This window comes from Flavobacterium saccharophilum (assembly GCF_900142735.1).
GTDB lineage: Bacteria > Bacteroidota > Bacteroidia > Flavobacteriales > Flavobacteriaceae > Flavobacterium > Flavobacterium saccharophilum.
Genome location: NZ_FRBY01000005.1, coordinates 41,634 through 58,833, shown reverse-complemented (window position 1 = coordinate 58,833; position 17,200 = coordinate 41,634). Strand labels below are relative to the sequence as shown.

Here is a 17,200-nt window from a genome sequence, read left to right as displayed (position 1 = left end):
AAATATAATTTCGGCAAAAAAAATAATTAATTGCCAATGTTATATAGCTGTTCTTCAGATAAAGATTGCAATGATACATAATACATACAGTATTGTAATAAAAAATTAAAAACAGGTATTTATACTTGATAATTTTATTAATCAAAAGAATTAATTTGCTAATTAAAAAGATACTGTTATGGAAAACCGTAAAAAAAAACTAAAGTATTTTTATATGTTTGATATTTATAAAAGATCAAATGAATTATTAGAAGCAATTAATTGGAAAAGTAAGAGACTTAATATATTTGTAACTGATTGATCTTTAATTAATCAGCAGAACAAAATTACAACGTTAAACAAAAATATTTAAACCAGAAAAAATCTATTAAATTTACCTTTTACTAATATGATAAATCACAAAGTAGAATATGTATAAAACCGAGCACGGAAATTTTGATGGGAATTCTTGGGAATCATTTTGCCAAGTATGTTTCAAAATAAAATATGAGGCTGAAGGTTATCAAGAAATGCCAGCTTGGCAAGGTGATTTAGGAATTGAGGGATTTACAAGAAATGGTATTCTATTTCAATGCTACTGTCCAAATGAAGAATACAATCCTGATAAACTCTACGAAGAGCAAAGAGACAAAATTACAACTGATTTAAAGAAATTAATATTTAATGAGGCAGAATTAAAAAAATATTTAAAATCAATAAAAGTAAAGCAATGGATTTTTGTAACTCCTGGCTATAAAAAGAAAGATATTGTCAAACATTGTCAGGATAAAGCTGAAGAATATAAAAAATTAAATCTCTCCATTTTAGATGATGATTTTGATGTTTTGATTTACGATATTGATTTCTTTGCTTCGCAAATTCCTTTAGTTTTAAATTACAGAGAGAAAAAAATTGAAATAAATCCCTTAACTGAAAAATCAGATGTTGAAATAGCTGATTGGAAAACAAAACAAATTTCACTTGTAGACAATGCTATAAGGAAGCATGGACAAAGAATTAACGCAAGTATTTCAAACAGAGACAGTAAAATAAATGCACTTACTCAAAATTCTATTGAGCATTTTTTAAATGGCAATATAGCTGTTAAAATTATGCAAGAAAAATTCCCAACTGATTATGAGAAATTTGTTAGAGTTGTTAGTCTATTCGAAAAGAAACTAACAGAAATTTGCATTGTTAATACAGAAGATAACAATACATTATATAAACAAATTGAAAATGATTTAAAGGTTAAATTAAAAGAAGCATTTAGTTACATAGACCAAATTACAATTGACAGATTAACGGAACAAGTTTTAGCAGACTGGATTTTAAGATGTCCAATAAATTTTGATTAATGAAAGAGCAAGAATTAAACATAAAGAAACTATCCTTTACCCAAAGACCAATACCAATTCCTGCTGATTATAGACCTATGTATAAAATAGCTTTAATAGTTTTAACTTTACGTCTTTGTTGTAGAGCTGAAACTTCGAATCTTTTAAAATTACATCTTTTTTCATGGGCTCTATCATCAGACAAAAATATTTCAAAATTAAAGGATTATGTTACAAGTAATTTTCAAACTGATTTTTCGGTTTGGAGTATCGAACCTGCTCTCAATAGAGCATTACAATATGCAATTGCAGAAAATATATGCGATGTTGTAAATGGTAAAAATTACAAATTAACTGAAAAGGGATTTAAATTTTATCAAATGATAAATTCAGATACGGAATTATTTGATAAGGAAAAGTCGTTTCTCACCTTTATAGGAAAAAGTAAAATTACAGATAGCCGAATTAATGCAATGTCAAACCAATGGAATATAAATTATGCTGAAAATTAGAGCTATTAAAATTGAAGTGAATACAACAGATGGATTATTTGGTGCTGAATTTAATTTTTCCGATGGGTTAAATATAATTAGGGGTAATAATACATCCGGAAAAAGTAGCTTATTTCAATCAATAATTTACGGTTTGGGATTTGAAGAACTGCTGGGTGGAAAAAATGAGAAAACAATGCAGTCTGTATTAAAGGACCAAGTTGAATTTCCACGTGGCACAAAACATAATATTAACCAATCATTCATATTTCTTGAAATTGAAAATAAAGAAATCATAACAATTAAAAGAAGTGTTACAAGTGGTTCAAGAAAAGCACAATTAGTAGATGTTTATTTTGGAGGATTATTAACTGGAGAAAGTCAAACAATTGAATCACGACAAATGTATGTTCATGATGCAGGTTCAGCTTCTGATGAACTTTACGGATTCCATTTATATTTGACTGAGTTTTTAGAAATAAATCTTCCAGAGGTTGTTACTGCAAAAGGAGATTTGCATAAACTCTATCTACAACAACTTGCACCAGCATTCATCATTGAACAAAAAACTGGCTGGAGTGACTTTTTCGCAACAATGCCGTACTTTGGTATGAGAAATACAGAACAAAGAGTTGTTGAATTTTTACTTAATCTCGATGTTTTTGAAAATGAAAAAAGAAAACAACAGCTAAACTCGGTAAAACAAAATATAAATAATAGGTGGCAAAATTTATTTTCCAAATTTCAACATTTAGCTGAAAGGAGTGGAGGTAAAATCATTGGTATAGACAATAATCCTCTAATCTTAAATAATTATGACGGTATTTATATATCGCTAATAAAAGATGAAAAATCAATTACTTTAGCTAAACTAAATGAAATTCAAAAAAATGAATTATCAATTTTAGAAAATGGACAGACAGTAACTGTAGGTTCCAATGTTAGCAAAAATGAAACTGAACTAAATAAATTAAATGATAAATTAAATCAAGTTTCATTAAATTTTGAATTGTTATCTCCTGAGCTTAATTTTGACAGAGAGAAATTAAATCAATATGAAAAGCAAATTATAGCTGTACAAGATGATCTAAGAAAAAATAAGGGAGCATTAAAAGTCAATAAATTAGGAGGTGATTTACCAACAGAAATAGCAAAAAATATTTGTCCTACTTGCGCACACGAATTAAAAGATTCATTACTTCCAAGCGATATCCAGCAAACTCCAATGAGGATTGAGGATAATATTTCTTATTTAGACTCTCAAGAAAGAATGATAAGAGTATACATTGATGGGCAAAAAAACACTATATACGAAAAAGAGTCAAAATTAAAAGACTATCAAAATTTAATAATTGAAATCCGTCAACAAATTAGAGATTTAAAGAAAGAATTAATTCAAGATGAAAGATTACCATCTGTAATTGAAATCGAAAAAAGAATTGATTTAAAAAGAAGAGTTGAATTTTTTAATAAGATACTAGAAAATTTTAATCCCCTAATTGAAGATTTAAAAAATCTTTCTTCAGAATATGAAAATTTATTAAATAAAGAGAAGGATTTACCCAAAGACTTTTTTTCTGATTTAGATAGGCAAAAACTTGCAACTCTTAAAAATAACTTCATAAATCTACTGCGATTATTTAAATACCAAAGCAAACCATTTGAGGCAATTAGAATTTCAACTGACACTTATTTACCTTTAGCTCAAAAAACAGATGCTGAACAATTTTATAACATAAAATTCGATTCTTCTGCAAGCGATTTTATAAGATGTATTTGGGCTTATACAACTGCATTGCTTCAAACATCTATACAATATAATACTAATCATCCGAAACTTATCATTTTAGATGAACCTAAACAACAAGATATGTCAAAGGAAAGTTTTAGGAGTTTATTAGTGGAACTTTCAAAATTCAAAGAGCAACAAGTACTAGTTTTTGCATCTTTTGAAAATTCTGATGCATCTTTTGATGAAGCAACTAAAGGACTAACCTTTAAATATAATAAAATTGAACAGCTCATGATTAGTCCAATTGTATAATAAAACAAATACTTTAATAAATGCAATTTTAGCAATTGTTTTAACCACGAATAGTTTTCTATAACGCTTGGAATGGATTAATTATATGAATAGTTTTTCTTGAATTATAAAAAAGGGCTGTCTTTATGACCACAGCCCTTTACAGTAAAATGAATTTATTTTTTCGACTCTTCAATAGAAACTTTTCTAAACTCTTTTAAAAGTTTTTCAATTTCTAAAGTTGATTTACGAGCTCTCGCTCCAGCTGCTTTAACACCTTTTTCAATTAGTGAATCTGATTCTGTTTTAAATGTTTCGATTTCGGCGTTTATTTTAGCTACTAAATCTTTCATGATATGTTTTTATTAAATTAAGGCAGCGAAAATAAAACTTTGCTTGTTATATTGCAACTTTGCTGCAAAAATTAAAAACGTTTTTAATTCATAATTATTATAGGAATTATTTATTCAAAGAATCTTATTTTCCTGAGACATCTTATTTAGTTCTTCAATAAAATAAGACGTTGGACAGCCAGCTTCTGCAAAAAAAGCCTGAGTAAATGTTTTAGTACTGCTAAAGCCAACTTCTTCAGCCAATGCACTATTGGAATATTTCCTTATTTTACTATCCTCTTTTAACAACTTTATTAGATAATTGATTTTAAGATCAGCAATGTATCTCACAAATTTCTTTCCTCTGTATTGATAAATTATCTTTGATAAATATTTTGAATTTGAATTGAAGATTGCAGCAAGCTTTGCGGAAGTCAGGTCCTTTGCTAGAAATTTTTTATCTTTTTCGAATTTTTCCAATTGTTTAAGTATATCTGCAACAGTATCTTTATTTATATTTCCAATTCCATTACTTACATTTTTGACTTCCACTTTAGAAACTGCCTCATTTTTTGCCATCAATTCCTCAAATTTTTGCCTGTAAACATTCTTATTCCTGATATGCCTGTAAGCAATGAATGATACGATTAAAAATAATACTAGTACGATACCAGTAAAAATAAAATCGTTATACTTCCTCTTATTAAACAATTCTTCAATATCCCGCTTATCTTTTAGTAATACTTTCTTGTCATACACTTTGCTAACTCTGCCGGAAAGATAGATGAACTTGTTGTCTAATATACTGTCTGCCTTTAGTAGCTTATCCGTATAATACAGCTGTTTATGAAGATCTTTTTTAGATTTATAATATTTGATAATCAGTTCATAGTTCTGACGCAAGTCTGGACGTATATATCCTTTATCATCAAAAATCTTATCAACTTTTAAAAAATACAACAAAGCCATTTCTGGTTTATGGAGATCCCAATAGCTTTTTCCAATGTAAAAATAACCAACAGATTCATTTGCAAAATCCTTGTTTTTATTTATGGTCGGAATTGAATAGGCAATCTTTTTTATAGCTGTGTTATAATTATTTTTAAAATATTGATTAATACCTTCTGAATGAATGAAGTAATCTTTCATTTCATTATTGTCTAATCTTATTCCTTCCTGAATACCTTTTTCATTTATTTCAGAACATAAGCCGTAATTACCAATTCTGTTATAACACAAACCAAGCAAATGCAAAGAATTCAAATATGCTCTTGAATTCTTTTCTTTAAAATAATCAATGCATTCGGTATAGAGCGAAATTGCCTCATCATAGAATCCGAGATAATACTTTACACCTGCAATATTATATTTAACCTTATAAGTCAGGTACTTGTCGCTGGTTTTGGAAATGTAATTATCGGCTACAAGATAATTATCAAGAGCATGTTTATGTTTTTTCTGTCCATAGTAAACAATTCCTTTTGAAAGATAAGCAGAGCCAATAAGAGCATTATCATTGGCTTTTTTAGCAGCATAAATCATACTGTCAGCATATACCAATTTTAATTTTTCAGGAGAATAGAATAAATAATTTTTATATCCATTTACAATTTCCTCAGAATTTTTATCCGTTTTAGCCTTATTCAAAAAGTATTGAAGATAATATGCTTGTTTTATTTTATCCTCAGCCGTAGCTTCTATACGTTCAAAAAGGTAATCATAGTTTTTTCTTTGAAGCGTATCGGAAATTTTCGATTCCATTTCCTGCGCATACAATTGATTTCCTGCGCAAAGAATTACTAATAATATATAATTTTTAATCATAAGCTAAATTAAAAAAGGAGACATTATTTGAAATGAAAATGCATTTTTATCAGCTAAAAACACTATAGAGTCAATATAATATTGTGTTTTGTTCAAAATAGCATCATTAATAACGTAATGTATTGATAATTAGTATGTTTTTGATTAAAAAAGGTGTGTCGATTTTCGGAAAATCGATACCCTAAATTCGGAAAATCCACATACAACGTTTTGCAAATCAAAAATTCTACTTCTAGATTTGTCTTGAATTCAATAGCAAAAATATTTGGCATCGTGCCGGATTAAAGTTCTGCTAACCCGGGTGAAATGAACTGACTGAAAAAAAACAGTCTTTACATTTAACACTTTTAATCATGAAAAATCTTTTATTATTGCTAGTTGTTTTAACATCACCATTTGTTTCTTGTACCAGTGAGAGTATTGATAATGCCAAAATTTTAGATGATGGTCTTATTGAAAATAAATCTAAAAAAACGGCAAAACTGCTTCAGAACCTGAACCCTGAAAATCCGGCTAATGTATATGACATAGCAGGTAAAATACACAATGACATCCTTGATGTTTACCTGTCTGGAAATTATTCTTATAATACGATTGCTCAAATTAGCCAAAAAGTAGATTCTATCGCGGCTTTAAATAGCGATCTTTTAAATATGGGAACAAGTCTTCCTTGTAACTTTCAGGAAATTCAAGAAACTGTCAATGATCCTCAGATAAAATTAGAGCAGGCGATTGCTAATTCCTTAATGACAAATGCCGCTAAAATTTCTCTTTCCAACTTTATGGATTCCATACTGTTATTGGAAACTAATGAATATGCTGTCATTCATCAATCCATAATTTCATTCGAAGCATCCGTTATATCCAACACGCAGTTTAGCAATGAGGACAAGAGGATCATTCTGACCACATCATCCATCGTAAGGCATTCAACTTATTATGCCAAAGAACGAAAGGATAAAGATTGGGAAACATCTGTAGGCAATCGTGTTGGAGCAGTACAGGGTGCTTTGGAAAATTCTTCGACTGCGGTTAACAAATCAGTTGTAACAGGAATAATTGTTCAAAGTCAAGCAGAATAGCTATGTATATAACTGAGTCGATTGAAAAACAATTGCAATATATGTACTGCGTTTTTTTGATTCTTTTCAATATTGTGAGCCTTTATTTCATCATAGATCTATTATCCTATGATGAAATAATAGGCTATTTAACCGATGGCGGGATAAAAACTGATTCTCCCAGAAAATTGGCATATCTATTTTTTGTAAACGGCATTTCAAATTTACTTTTCGTTTGCGTTTCATTGATGGCCAGATTATTTGATAAGTAATACTTTCTAGCACGATTAAACATTTTAAAGCGCTTATTTTGGCATCTCTAAAATCAAAATACAACCCATCAGGCTTAAAAGTCTACATCTTTGAAACGTTCTCCTCCAGAATTGCTTTTAAAGAATCAATTATATTGAATCGATTTACCGTTTTGATTATAAATTCCGGAGCAGTATGCCTATTGATCAACAGTAAGAAGATTCATTTATTTATCAATGAACTAATCGTTATTCCAAAAAAGTCTATTTGTGAAGTTTTAATAATGAGCAATCAATTGCAAATATGCCAGCTTTCATTCTCTTCGGAGTTTGCTTTTGCTAATAGTATAAGATGGCCACACATAGGATATTTTGAATTTTTTATTGCAAAAAATACTTCCAAGATTTTTCTCAAAAATAAAGAAATTGGATTACTTGTAGATTTACTTAAATTAATCAATAGTAAGGTTAGAAGTTCAAATAAGAATATTCTGAAAAAAGAAACATTGCTTTTGAGTTTCAATCTTTTTCTTTATGAACTGGCAGGAACATACTATCGATCATCCTGGTACGATAATGTCAAACACACTGGAAATGAAAAAATAGTTATCCATTTTTTTAGGTTATTAGAACTACACTGCAGAAAAGAACACAGTGTGAAATTCTATGCAAATATCCTAAATGTTACTGCAGGGCATCTTACTAAAACTGTCAAACAGGTTACGGAGATCACAGCGAAACAATGCATCGAAAATGCAATCATTCTGGAGGCCAAAATCTTGCTTCAAAATAATGATTTAACCATTTTGTATATTTCAGAAGAACTGAAATTTGCCAATACTTCTTTTTTCAGTACTTTTTTTAAGAAGCATACTTCCCTGTCTCCTTCTGAATACCGTTTACGATTAAATTCTAATTAAATATTATTAACAACACATGTTTTGACCGGGTTAAGAATGTTCTATAAGCATTGATTTAGAGTACTGTCGATTGCAAGTCGGGAGAAATATTTACTAAATAAAAGTAAAAGAAATGACTCAAACCTATCTTTTAGAATGGATGGACTTAACGGTAACTTCAACCCTTAATCCCAACAAAACGGACCTTACTCTGATTTCTCCAATTCAATCAAGAGAGATTATTGAAAAAGCGAATGAACAAACATTTTTTATTCGGTCACAGTTTACTATACAGGTTTTTTCGCTTACTAAGGAGAAACAGATAAAAATTTTAGTTGGAAATTATTATTCCACATTACTATTTCTTTTAGATAAAATCACAGAAATAAATAATAGTAATGATTTACACAGAGATAGTCTAAAAGAAGTGACAACTACTTTAATATCCTGTTTGAATGAATTAATAATTTTTATAGAATCAAGATTTGCAAACTATTTAACGGCCCCTTTTCAAATTGTTGAAAGGAAGACAACTAGTCCTATAGTAATGAATGGCTTTTCTGGTAAAGTTTTATGTAAACTTTCAACCGATCAAACAGCCTTAATATTAAGGGCATCCGATGAATTAAAAATTCTTATTTCAAAATCAATGAATCATTTATTTAAAACAATCGTTCCTTTTTTATCCACTCCAAACAAAGCAGATCTTTCATACAATGCCATGCGGAGCAAGGCTTATGTTTTTGAAGAAAGGGATAAGCAAATAGCAATTGAAACATTGGAACGCATGATCAAACAGATCAAAGAATATTAATCAAATACGACTAATTTAAAATTTAAAACATGAAAAAGCTATCCTACATTTTAGCGACCTTGATTCTGACAATCATAGGCTGCCAGCCTAAAAAGCTGGATGAGAAATTGGTTACAAACCTTATTCTGGGAAAAAATCATTACCCTGCTATTGTACACCATGACATTTTTTGCGGTGATCCGACGCATGCTTACACCATTTTTAAATCCGGACTCGTAGAAAAAGGATTTGTAAAAGTACTTCAAAGCAAGAAATTTGGTGATACAACTTCGTTTGTGAGTTTTACTCCTGCAGCAAAACCGTATTTACTACATACACCAGCAGATGATAAAATAAGTAAAATACAGCGAGTAAAAGTAGCTGATGAAGAATTTGGAGCAATCAAAGAAATAAGGATGATGAGTTCTGGTAATAAGGCAATTGTAGAATACACTACAATTCGAAGAAAGAATGTTTTTGCTGCTGCCATTAAAAACGGATTGAAAGATACACTAAATCATGAAGTCTATTTTATACGAACAGATGATGGCTGGAAGCTCATGGATAAAAAGTCAGAATTTGAATTTTTATCTTATTAGAATAGGATCAACGATTCAAAAATAATTTATTTCATCATCAATTTGGCCTCCCCACTGGGGAGGCTTTTATTTTTCTTGCATTTTTTTTAATTTTTTATTCTTGATTTTACTGGGGGTTCAATGGGGTACAACTGGGGTACAACAAAAAGTTGTACTTGTGGCAGTTTTATCTCTATCGTTTCTTTGCCTTGTAATGATGAAGAAGCTGGTTTGGAATTATCCATTTACCGGGATTGTGAAAACTAATGTAGAACGATAAAATGATGAGGTATGTTTACAAACATTTCATGGGGTAATTACATAGTTGTAGTTATTCTGCTATTGGCAAGCTGGTATTTATTTGTTGGATTTCGATTTTATTTTGATGACCTCAAAGAAGTAATATCAGGAAAGCGGAAACTTCAATTCCGTGGATTTGAAAATCCAAGTTACGAGGATTCTCAATCCGAATTAAATTATCAGGAATCACCTGAAGCAATCTCAGAGCAAACTTCCTTCGGAGAGTTTGACACTACCTTTCAGGACGTTGATACTTTGGTGGCACGATTAAAAAGTTTTATCGCAGATGCAGCAAAGAAAAAATTAGTCCAAAAAGAATTTACCTATTATCTGCAGCTTCTCCTAAGAGAATTCCCTTCAGTGAAAAATTCCCCTTTTAATTCTTCGATAAGTGAATTAATAGTCTCAGAATGTGACAAACTCGAATCAATTACTTTAACACAGAAGGAAGCAGAAGCCCTTTGGGAATAAACTATAAAACAATTTAACGGAGGAATTGCCCCTGTCCATCCCGGCGCAGTATGGCATATGTAACAGGAAAGTGGAACTGCGACAGCGGCTACACCTCCGTTTTTTATCTGAATTTTTAAACTTTAAAAATATGTACGATGAAAAAATGGAACTGGAATTTTAAAAAGTTTATTGAGCAAAAAACAGATAGTATCTGTATGCTTCTGATACAAATCCTTTTTGTGATCAGTTATGAAACCTACGCCCAAGATGGTCTGGCAGGAATTAACGAAGCCAATCAACAGGTTCGAAGTTACTTTGATGCAGGAACTGAACTGATGTATGCCGTAGGGGCATTACTAGGTCTTATTGGTGCTGTCAAAGTATATCAAAAATGGAATGCTGGTGATCCTGATACCGGAAAAGTAGCGGCAGCCTGGTTTGGAAGCTGTGTTTTTCTGGTGGTAGTGGCTACCGTAATCAAATCCTTCTTTGGGATTTAAAACAAATCGTTATGGAAGATTTACTCAAAGAAAAGTTATGGTTTTACATTATCCATAACAATCCCGATTTGATGTTTACACTACAGGAAGATTATAGTGTATTGGATTATCTCAATGAGAAAATAAGTAGTGTAAAATCCATATTGGACGATATGTTATCTGATGGTACACCTAAATATATCATCGAAGAAATCTGTCTCAATGTACTTACCGAAGATTTAAAACCTTCCCGGTTTTTATATATCCGCTTTCTACTTTCTGATGAGTTTGAGAAAACTTATGCCGCTTTTCAGGAATCAGGTATCCTGACCTATGAGATAATCAACCTTATGGAAAACTGCAGGCCCGTTTTTGAAACCATTGGTTTTACTAAAGAAAATGAAGAAGATCCCAATTTGAGAAATGCCCTTATTGGTCAGATTGCTGACTATCTGAATTGAGCTATTTATAGCAGTGTGTAGTATGAAAAGGAGTAATTATGGCTTACAATCTATCCCAAAAACTAAGTGCCAATATTGAGGCGATTACCATTGCAATGCAATGGCAGCAAGGTGATGCTTTATCGGCAGAAGCAGTTGCCGCACTTAAGGCATACGCTGGCTTTGGAGGTATCAAGGCTGTATTATACCCAAATGGTACTACCGAAGACTGGATAAAATCCGGAGCTACAAAAGAAGATTTGAAGCTGCATCCGGAAATGACAAGACTCCACGGAATACTGCAAGAACACTATTCTGAAAAAGAGTATAATTCAGTTGTTTCTTCACTCCGTAATAGTGTCCTTACCGCATTTTATACACCGGAAATTGTACCCAAAACTTTGTATAATATATTAAAAGAACAAGGCATTATCCCTAGAAGATTATACGAACCATCAGCAGGATTAGGCATTTTTATCACTGAAGCAGACAGTGCATTTTCAAGTTTGGAACAAATTACTGCTGTGGAAAAGGACCAATTAAGCGGACTGATACTTTCAGCATTAAACAGTACACTTTCAACCCAAAATACCACACATGTAATAGGTCTCGAAGAAGCTCCAACAAATGATAACGGCAGTTATGATCTTGTGGTCAGCAATATTCCTTTTGGTAATTTTTCTGTTTATGACCAAGCCTATCCCGATAAAGCGATTTCGGGGAAAATTCACAATTACTTCTTTGCAAAAGGATTGGACAAACTGGCTGATGGAGGTCTTATGGCATACATAACTACAGACGGTTTTTTAAACAGCCCTTCCAATCAGAGCGTGCGAGAATATCTTTTTCAAAATGCGGATTTTGTGAGTGTGGCAGTTATGCCTGACAACCTGATGAAAGAAACAGGAAATACCGATGCTCCAAATCATCTGCTTATTGTTCAGAAAAACGAGTATAAACAAACCCTGTCGGATAATGAAAATGAGCTGTTGCAAACCGTTGAACTCGAAAATGAATTTGGAAAATACAGTATTAATAAATATCTGCACAATAGACCCGAGCTCATCATTGGGAATGAAATAAAAGCTGGTAAAAACCAATACGGACAGGCGCATCAAAGTGTGAGACAAATCGGTGATATTAATTCTATTGGAAATCACCTTGGAGAAAATATTGCCAAAGGACTAAAAGAAAACTTTAACCCAGAACGCTTTGAGAAGGCTCAAAAAACGGAGATCGTTCATGCTGCTGAAGCAATCAGGCAAAAATTTACTTATTTACCCATGCCTGAGAGTAAAGCAAGCGGTATTTCAGTCCAGCTTGGCTTGTTTGATACTGTGCCTGCAGAGAATATAAATCGTGCTATGGATTACATCAATCCTCTTGATGAAACTGTAGTAGATAAAAAAACAGCACGAATACTCAGTACCATACGCACAAATGATAATCCCTCACATGAAAATGTTGTGCTTATCACTGCTAAACAAAACAAGTCCAATCGGTATTTGTATAAATTATATTCCAATGTAAAAGAAATCGATGGCTTTTCAGCCAATTGGATGAATGGCGGATTACTGCCACATGAATTATTGGCTTTATCCAATACCCTTCAATACTATGATCACAAGTATACTTATGAAGGGGATAAAACCCTTGAACCTGCTTTTAACCTTGAAAAAAGACTTTATGAAGAAGTTGCTTCATTGAAATCTTTTTATACAGAAGGCACTCTGGTTAGAGTTGGAGAATCCGTTGGGATTATCAGTGATATCAATGAGCAGCACAAACAGGCCTTTTTCCAACCATTAGTACCACAAGGCAATCTGAAATTCTATGATTCCTATATTGCTATTCGGGATCATTATCTGGAATTGTTTGAGAAAGAGCAATCAAATAAAGCTGGCAGTGAAGAGGTTCGAAAAAATCTAGATGAGCAATATACCAAATTTGTTTCTCACTATGGTATTTTGAACAGTACTGAGAATCGCAGGTTAATCATGCAGGATTTCGCTTTTGGTTTCACCATTCTTTCTTCACTCGAACGCAAAGAAGGCGAACGTTATGTGAAGTCGGATATTTTAATCGAGTCTGTAGTAAAACAGCAAGAACGCTATTATACAGATGATCCTGTTGAAGCGTTAGCCCGCAGTCTGAATGAAAAAGGAACTGTTGACTTAGGATTTATAACTGCCTCGACAGGACTTGAACAAAACGAGGTTATAGAACGTCTGAACCATCATATTTATTTGAATCCTACTGGTCAGAATTGGGAAACTTCAGACCTCTATTTAAGCGGCAATGTTGTAGAAAAGTTACAACAGGCTAAACAGGCTGTGCAGCTATACCCTGAAAACACACAATACTACAAAGGATTGCATGCACTGGAAAAAGTTCAGCCAGAGCGTATCCCTTTTGAATTACTCGATTTTAACCTGGGCGAGCGATGGATTCCTAACCGATACTATGAGAATTTCGCCGGAAAATTATTTGACCAGCCAACTGAAATTAATTATTTCCCATCACTAGATACCTTTAAAGTAAGTACAGGACACAATACCAAAATTGACAGGGAGTTTTCGGTAACTCCAAAAAGTGGCAGAACAACTTATGGATACACCATATTGGAGCATGCGCTCGAAAATACGGCTCCCTTTTTTACCTATGAAGTTGAGGAAGCAGGTGGCAAACCCATCCGACTGCCAGATAATGAAGCCATACAGCTTGCTCATCAAAAAATTGAAAACATCCGTAACGGCTTTATTGAGTGGCTGCAGGAATTGCCAATAAGCGATAAAAATGAACTGGAGAGCCTCTATAACAATACGTTCAATTGTTATGTATTACGCGAGTATGACGGAAGTCATCTGAGCTTTCCGGGTTTGGATAAAAAAGCACTTGAAATTGATGACTTGTACAGTTCGCAGAAAAATGCGGCCTGGCGTATTATTCAGAACTGTGGTGCATTAATCGATCATGAGGTTGGGCTTGGAAAGACACTAACTATGATTGTCGCTGCCAATGAAATGAAACGATTAGGGATTATTCATAAACCTGCAATACTGGCATTGAATGCCAATGTAAATCAAATTGCAGCAACCTATCGAAAGGCTTATCCCAATGCAAGAATATTGGCACCTGGTGAAAATGATTTTACTCCGGCAAAAAGAATGAGACTCTTCCATGAGATTAAAAATAATAATTGGGACTGTATCATCTTAACCCACGATCAGTTTGGTAAAATTCCGCAGTCACCCGAAATACAAAAAGAGATCTTACAAAATGAGTTGGATAATATAGAACGGGACCTTGATACGGCCAGAGATCTGGGAGGCGATACCTCCAAGAAAATATTAAAAGGTCTTGAAATACGAAAAAATAATCTGGACGGCAGACTAAAAACACTGCTCAAAGATATAGAAGATAAAAAGGACAGCGGTATCAACTTTAAAGAAATGGGGATTGATCATTTGTTTGTAGATGAATCTCACAAATTCAAAAATCTGACTTTCACTACCCGTCATGACCGTGTTGCCGGAATTGGAAATATGCAGGGAAGCCAAAAGGCGCTTAATATGTTATTTGCGGTACGCACGCTTCAGGAAAAATTCGATTCGGATCTGTGTGTGACCTTTCTTTCCGGTACTCCAATATCCAATAGTCTTACCGAAATGTATCTGCTTTTCAAATACCTGCGCCCTAAAGAAATGGAACGCCAGCATATTGAAAACTTTGATGGATGGGCAGCTGTTTTTGCCAGAAAAACGACTGATTTTGAATTTTCTGTCACCAACGAGATTATTGCCAAAGAGCGTTTTCGCCATTTTATTAAAGTTCCGGAACTGGCACTGTTCTATAATGAGATTACCGATTATAAAACAGCAAAACATATTGATCTGGACAAACCTGAAATTGAAGAGCGACTTATCAATGTCAGCCCGACACCGGAACAAACCGAATTCATTACCCAACTCATGCAGTTTGCCAAAACAGGTAATGCGACACTTATAGGCAGGGCACCTCTTACCTCGCAGGAAGACAAAGGCAGGATGCTTATAGCTACTAATTACGCTAAAAAAATGGCTGCCGATATGAGGCTGATAAATGAAAGATATGGTGATCACCCGAATAATAAGGTCAATACATGCGCCAGAAATGTGGCTGAAATTTATCAGGGTTCCATGGAGCATAAAGGCACTCAGATTGTTTTTTCGGATATCGGGACACCCAAGCCGGATGACTTTAATATGTACGATGCCCTTAAAGAAAAACTGGTAAGGGATTTTAATATCCCGGCTCATGAGATTACCTATATACACGACTGGACCGATAAAAAGAAACCGGAGTTGTTTTCTAAAATGAATACTGGTGAGATACGTATTCTTTTGGGCAGTACAGAAAAAGCTGGAACCGGGCTTAATGTGCAAAAACGTGTTGTGGCGATGCATCATATGGATATTCCCTGGAGACCGTCTGACCTGGGACAACGGAACGGCCGAGGCAGCAGACAAGGTAACGAAGTCGCCAAACTGCATTATGGGAATAAAGTAAAAAATTTCATCTATGCAACAGAGCAATCCCTGGACAATTACAAATTCAACCTTTTGAAGAACAAACAGACTTTTATCAGTCAGATGAAAAACTGTGAACTTAATGTGAGGACTATTGATGAGGGAGCCATGGATGAGCAAAGTGGAATGAATTTTTCAGAATATATCGCAGTGCTATCTGGTGATACTTCATTACTGGAAAAATCAAAATTGGAGAAAAAAGTAACGGTAATGGAAAGCCTTAAAAAAGCACATTACAAGGAAATTTCCAGAACTAAATATCAGGTTGAATACCTAATGGAGGAAAAAGGAATCACCACTAAAACACTGGATAAACTAACTGCTGATCACAGTTTTTACAAAAACAATCTGAAGTATGAACCTGATGGTTCCAAAGCAAATCCTATAGAGTTGTATAACTGCAAGACAGCAGATCCAGAAAGTATCGGCAAAGAAATTATCCTGCTCTATAAAAACTGGAAACCTCCAGAAGGAGAAAACCAGGCCAAACAAATTGGAAAGTTATATGATTTTGGACTCTATATAAAAAGAGAACGTGAAGCCTATCAAAATGATGGTTTGTACCAGTACCGTTACTCCAACAGTTTTTATGCACAACGTTTGGAAGAAGGTATTAAATATACTTCCAATGGAGGAACTCCAAATGTAGACAATCCAAAATTGGCAGCACGTCATTTTCTAAATGCTATTGATAAAGTGGAACATCTCACGGCAAAATACCAAAAGTCCCTGAATGATATTGAAAACCAACTGCCGGAATTACAACAATTAACCACAAGAGTATTTAGTCAGGAAGATGAGCTTCAAAAAATGAAAAGCGATCTCTGTAGTCTGGAAAGGGAAATAGCCCTGAAAATTCAGGAGAACCAATTGAAAGAAGCCAATCCGCAAGAGGCTAGTCTCAGTAATGAAACAAAATTAATTGATACAGCGCCGGTAATTCAACTGCCAATAAAGAGTATTGAAGAATCACAGCATCTCACACTGACAGAAAGCAATACTGATAAATGGCAGGAGCGCTCTTTTTCAGAGATGAGACGCAGCAGCAGGATGAAATTTTAAAATAAAGACCATGTCAAACAGTGTGTATCAAATCAACAAAGGGATTAACCAGAGCATCGAGTTTAAAGGGCTAAAGGCACAATATATCTGGTATTTGGGAGGTGGCGTAATTGTACTTATGATACTGTTTGCCATTATGTACATAGCTGGTCTGCAATCCATTATCTGTATCGGAATTATTGGTATTTCAGGGACATTATGGATTTTGAAAATATATAAAATGAGTCATCAATACGGTCAATATGGAATGATGAAAGCTTTAGCGAAACGACAGATTCCAAAAGCTGTGAAATCGCAAAGCAGAAAAATATTTATGATGAAGAAATAGAA

At 33.2% G+C, this 17,200-nt stretch carries 14 protein-coding genes; 12 read left to right on the top strand and 2 right to left on the bottom strand.

Going from position 1 to position 17,200, the window contains the following annotated elements; translation table 11 throughout:
• Positions 1–410: 410 nt before the first annotated feature.
• Genes BUA98_RS16075 through BUA98_RS16065 form a run of 3 tightly spaced genes read left to right on the top strand, consistent with a single transcriptional unit; the run spans position 411 to position 3,851 of the window.
• Positions 411–1,337 (top strand): hypothetical protein, encoded by a 927-nt coding sequence (locus tag BUA98_RS16075; RefSeq protein WP_072974228.1) that lies wholly within the window; start codon positions 411–413, stop codon positions 1,335–1,337.
• Positions 1,337–1,828, top strand: coding sequence for a hypothetical protein (locus BUA98_RS16070; protein WP_072974227.1), 492 nt, complete (start codon positions 1,337–1,339; stop codon positions 1,826–1,828). The genes BUA98_RS16075 and BUA98_RS16070 overlap by 1 nt, the downstream gene beginning before the upstream one ends.
• The gene (locus tag BUA98_RS16065; RefSeq protein ID WP_072974226.1) at positions 1,815–3,851 is read left to right on the top strand and encodes an AAA family ATPase; all 2,037 of its coding nucleotides are present in this window, start codon (positions 1,815–1,817) and stop codon (positions 3,849–3,851) included. Before BUA98_RS16070 ends, BUA98_RS16065 begins: the two co-directional genes overlap by 14 nt.
• A 155-nt stretch (positions 3,852–4,006) precedes the next feature.
• On the opposite strand, the gene BUA98_RS16060 is transcribed toward BUA98_RS16065, so the two are convergent.
• Together BUA98_RS16060 and BUA98_RS16055 are read right to left on the bottom strand one after the other, a co-directional pair.
• Entirely contained in the window at positions 4,007–4,183 is a 177-nt protein-coding gene (locus BUA98_RS16060; protein WP_072974225.1) for a histone H1, read from the bottom strand.
• A gap of 114 nt (positions 4,184–4,297) precedes the next feature.
• Positions 4,298–5,986 (bottom strand): AraC family transcriptional regulator, encoded by a 1,689-nt coding sequence (locus BUA98_RS16055; protein ID WP_072974223.1) that lies wholly within the window; start codon positions 5,984–5,986, stop codon positions 4,298–4,300.
• A gap of 353 nt (positions 5,987–6,339) precedes the next feature.
• Here BUA98_RS16055 and BUA98_RS16050 point away from each other — a divergent pair, with 353 nt between their 5' ends.
• The 9 genes from BUA98_RS16050 to BUA98_RS16010 all read left to right on the top strand — a co-directional run bounded on the left by BUA98_RS16050 (position 6,340) and on the right by BUA98_RS16010 (position 17,198).
• A complete protein-coding gene (locus BUA98_RS16050; protein WP_072974221.1) occupies positions 6,340–7,068 on the top strand; it encodes a hypothetical protein in 729 nt (242 codons plus the stop codon).
• Positions 7,069–7,357: 289 nt separating this feature from the next.
• Complete coding sequence (locus BUA98_RS16045) at positions 7,358–8,218, top strand: helix-turn-helix domain-containing protein (protein ID WP_139257023.1); 861 nt, start codon at positions 7,358–7,360, stop codon at positions 8,216–8,218.
• Positions 8,219–8,330: 112 nt separating this feature from the next.
• Complete coding sequence (locus tag BUA98_RS16040) at positions 8,331–9,011, top strand: hypothetical protein (RefSeq protein ID WP_072974217.1); 681 nt, start codon at positions 8,331–8,333, stop codon at positions 9,009–9,011.
• A gap of 29 nt (positions 9,012–9,040) precedes the next feature.
• Positions 9,041–9,589, top strand: a complete 549-nt coding sequence (locus BUA98_RS16035; RefSeq protein ID WP_072974215.1) for a hypothetical protein — start codon at positions 9,041–9,043, stop codon at positions 9,587–9,589.
• A gap of 270 nt (positions 9,590–9,859) precedes the next feature.
• A complete protein-coding gene (locus BUA98_RS16030) occupies positions 9,860–10,339 on the top strand; it encodes a hypothetical protein (protein ID WP_072974213.1) in 480 nt (159 codons plus the stop codon).
• Between the two features lie 137 nt (positions 10,340–10,476).
• A complete protein-coding gene (locus BUA98_RS16025; RefSeq protein WP_072974211.1) occupies positions 10,477–10,821 on the top strand; it encodes a DUF4134 domain-containing protein in 345 nt (114 codons plus the stop codon).
• Positions 10,822–10,832: 11 nt separating this feature from the next.
• Complete coding sequence (locus BUA98_RS16020; protein WP_072974209.1) at positions 10,833–11,261, top strand: DUF1896 family protein; 429 nt, start codon at positions 10,833–10,835, stop codon at positions 11,259–11,261.
• Between the two features lie 38 nt (positions 11,262–11,299).
• Positions 11,300–16,870 (top strand): Eco57I restriction-modification methylase domain-containing protein, encoded by a 5,571-nt coding sequence (locus BUA98_RS16015; RefSeq protein ID WP_072974207.1) that lies wholly within the window; start codon positions 11,300–11,302, stop codon positions 16,868–16,870.
• A gap of 10 nt (positions 16,871–16,880) precedes the next feature.
• Complete coding sequence (locus tag BUA98_RS16010; protein WP_072974206.1) at positions 16,881–17,198, top strand: DUF4133 domain-containing protein; 318 nt, start codon at positions 16,881–16,883, stop codon at positions 17,196–17,198.
• Positions 17,199–17,200 lie beyond the last annotated feature (2 nt).

What these genes read in the sequence shown, in the direction of transcription:
- BUA98_RS16010 (WP_072974206.1), top strand. Translation starts at nt 16,881, where the DNA reads ATGTCAAACAGTGTGTATCAAATCAACAAAGGGATTAACCAGAGCATC.
- BUA98_RS16075 (WP_072974228.1), top strand. Translation starts at nt 411, where the DNA reads ATGTATAAAACCGAGCACGGAAATTTTGATGGGAATTCTTGGGAATCA.
- BUA98_RS16015 (WP_072974207.1), top strand. Translation starts at nt 11,300, where the DNA reads ATGGCTTACAATCTATCCCAAAAACTAAGTGCCAATATTGAGGCGATT.
- BUA98_RS16050 (WP_072974221.1), top strand. Translation starts at nt 6,340, where the DNA reads ATGAAAAATCTTTTATTATTGCTAGTTGTTTTAACATCACCATTTGTT.
- BUA98_RS16035 (WP_072974215.1), top strand. Translation starts at nt 9,041, where the DNA reads ATGAAAAAGCTATCCTACATTTTAGCGACCTTGATTCTGACAATCATA.
- BUA98_RS16025 (WP_072974211.1), top strand. Translation starts at nt 10,477, where the DNA reads ATGAAAAAATGGAACTGGAATTTTAAAAAGTTTATTGAGCAAAAAACA.
- BUA98_RS16055 (WP_072974223.1), bottom strand. Translation starts at nt 5,986, where the DNA reads ATGATTAAAAATTATATATTATTAGTAATTCTTTGCGCAGGAAATCAA.
- BUA98_RS16020 (WP_072974209.1), top strand. Translation starts at nt 10,833, where the DNA reads ATGGAAGATTTACTCAAAGAAAAGTTATGGTTTTACATTATCCATAAC.
- BUA98_RS16060 (WP_072974225.1), bottom strand. Translation starts at nt 4,183, where the DNA reads ATGAAAGATTTAGTAGCTAAAATAAACGCCGAAATCGAAACATTTAAA.
- BUA98_RS16040 (WP_072974217.1), top strand. Translation starts at nt 8,331, where the DNA reads ATGACTCAAACCTATCTTTTAGAATGGATGGACTTAACGGTAACTTCA.
- BUA98_RS16030 (WP_072974213.1), top strand. Translation starts at nt 9,860, where the DNA reads ATGTTTACAAACATTTCATGGGGTAATTACATAGTTGTAGTTATTCTG.
- BUA98_RS16065 (WP_072974226.1), top strand. Translation starts at nt 1,815, where the DNA reads ATGCTGAAAATTAGAGCTATTAAAATTGAAGTGAATACAACAGATGGA.
- BUA98_RS16070 (WP_072974227.1), top strand. Translation starts at nt 1,337, where the DNA reads ATGAAAGAGCAAGAATTAAACATAAAGAAACTATCCTTTACCCAAAGA.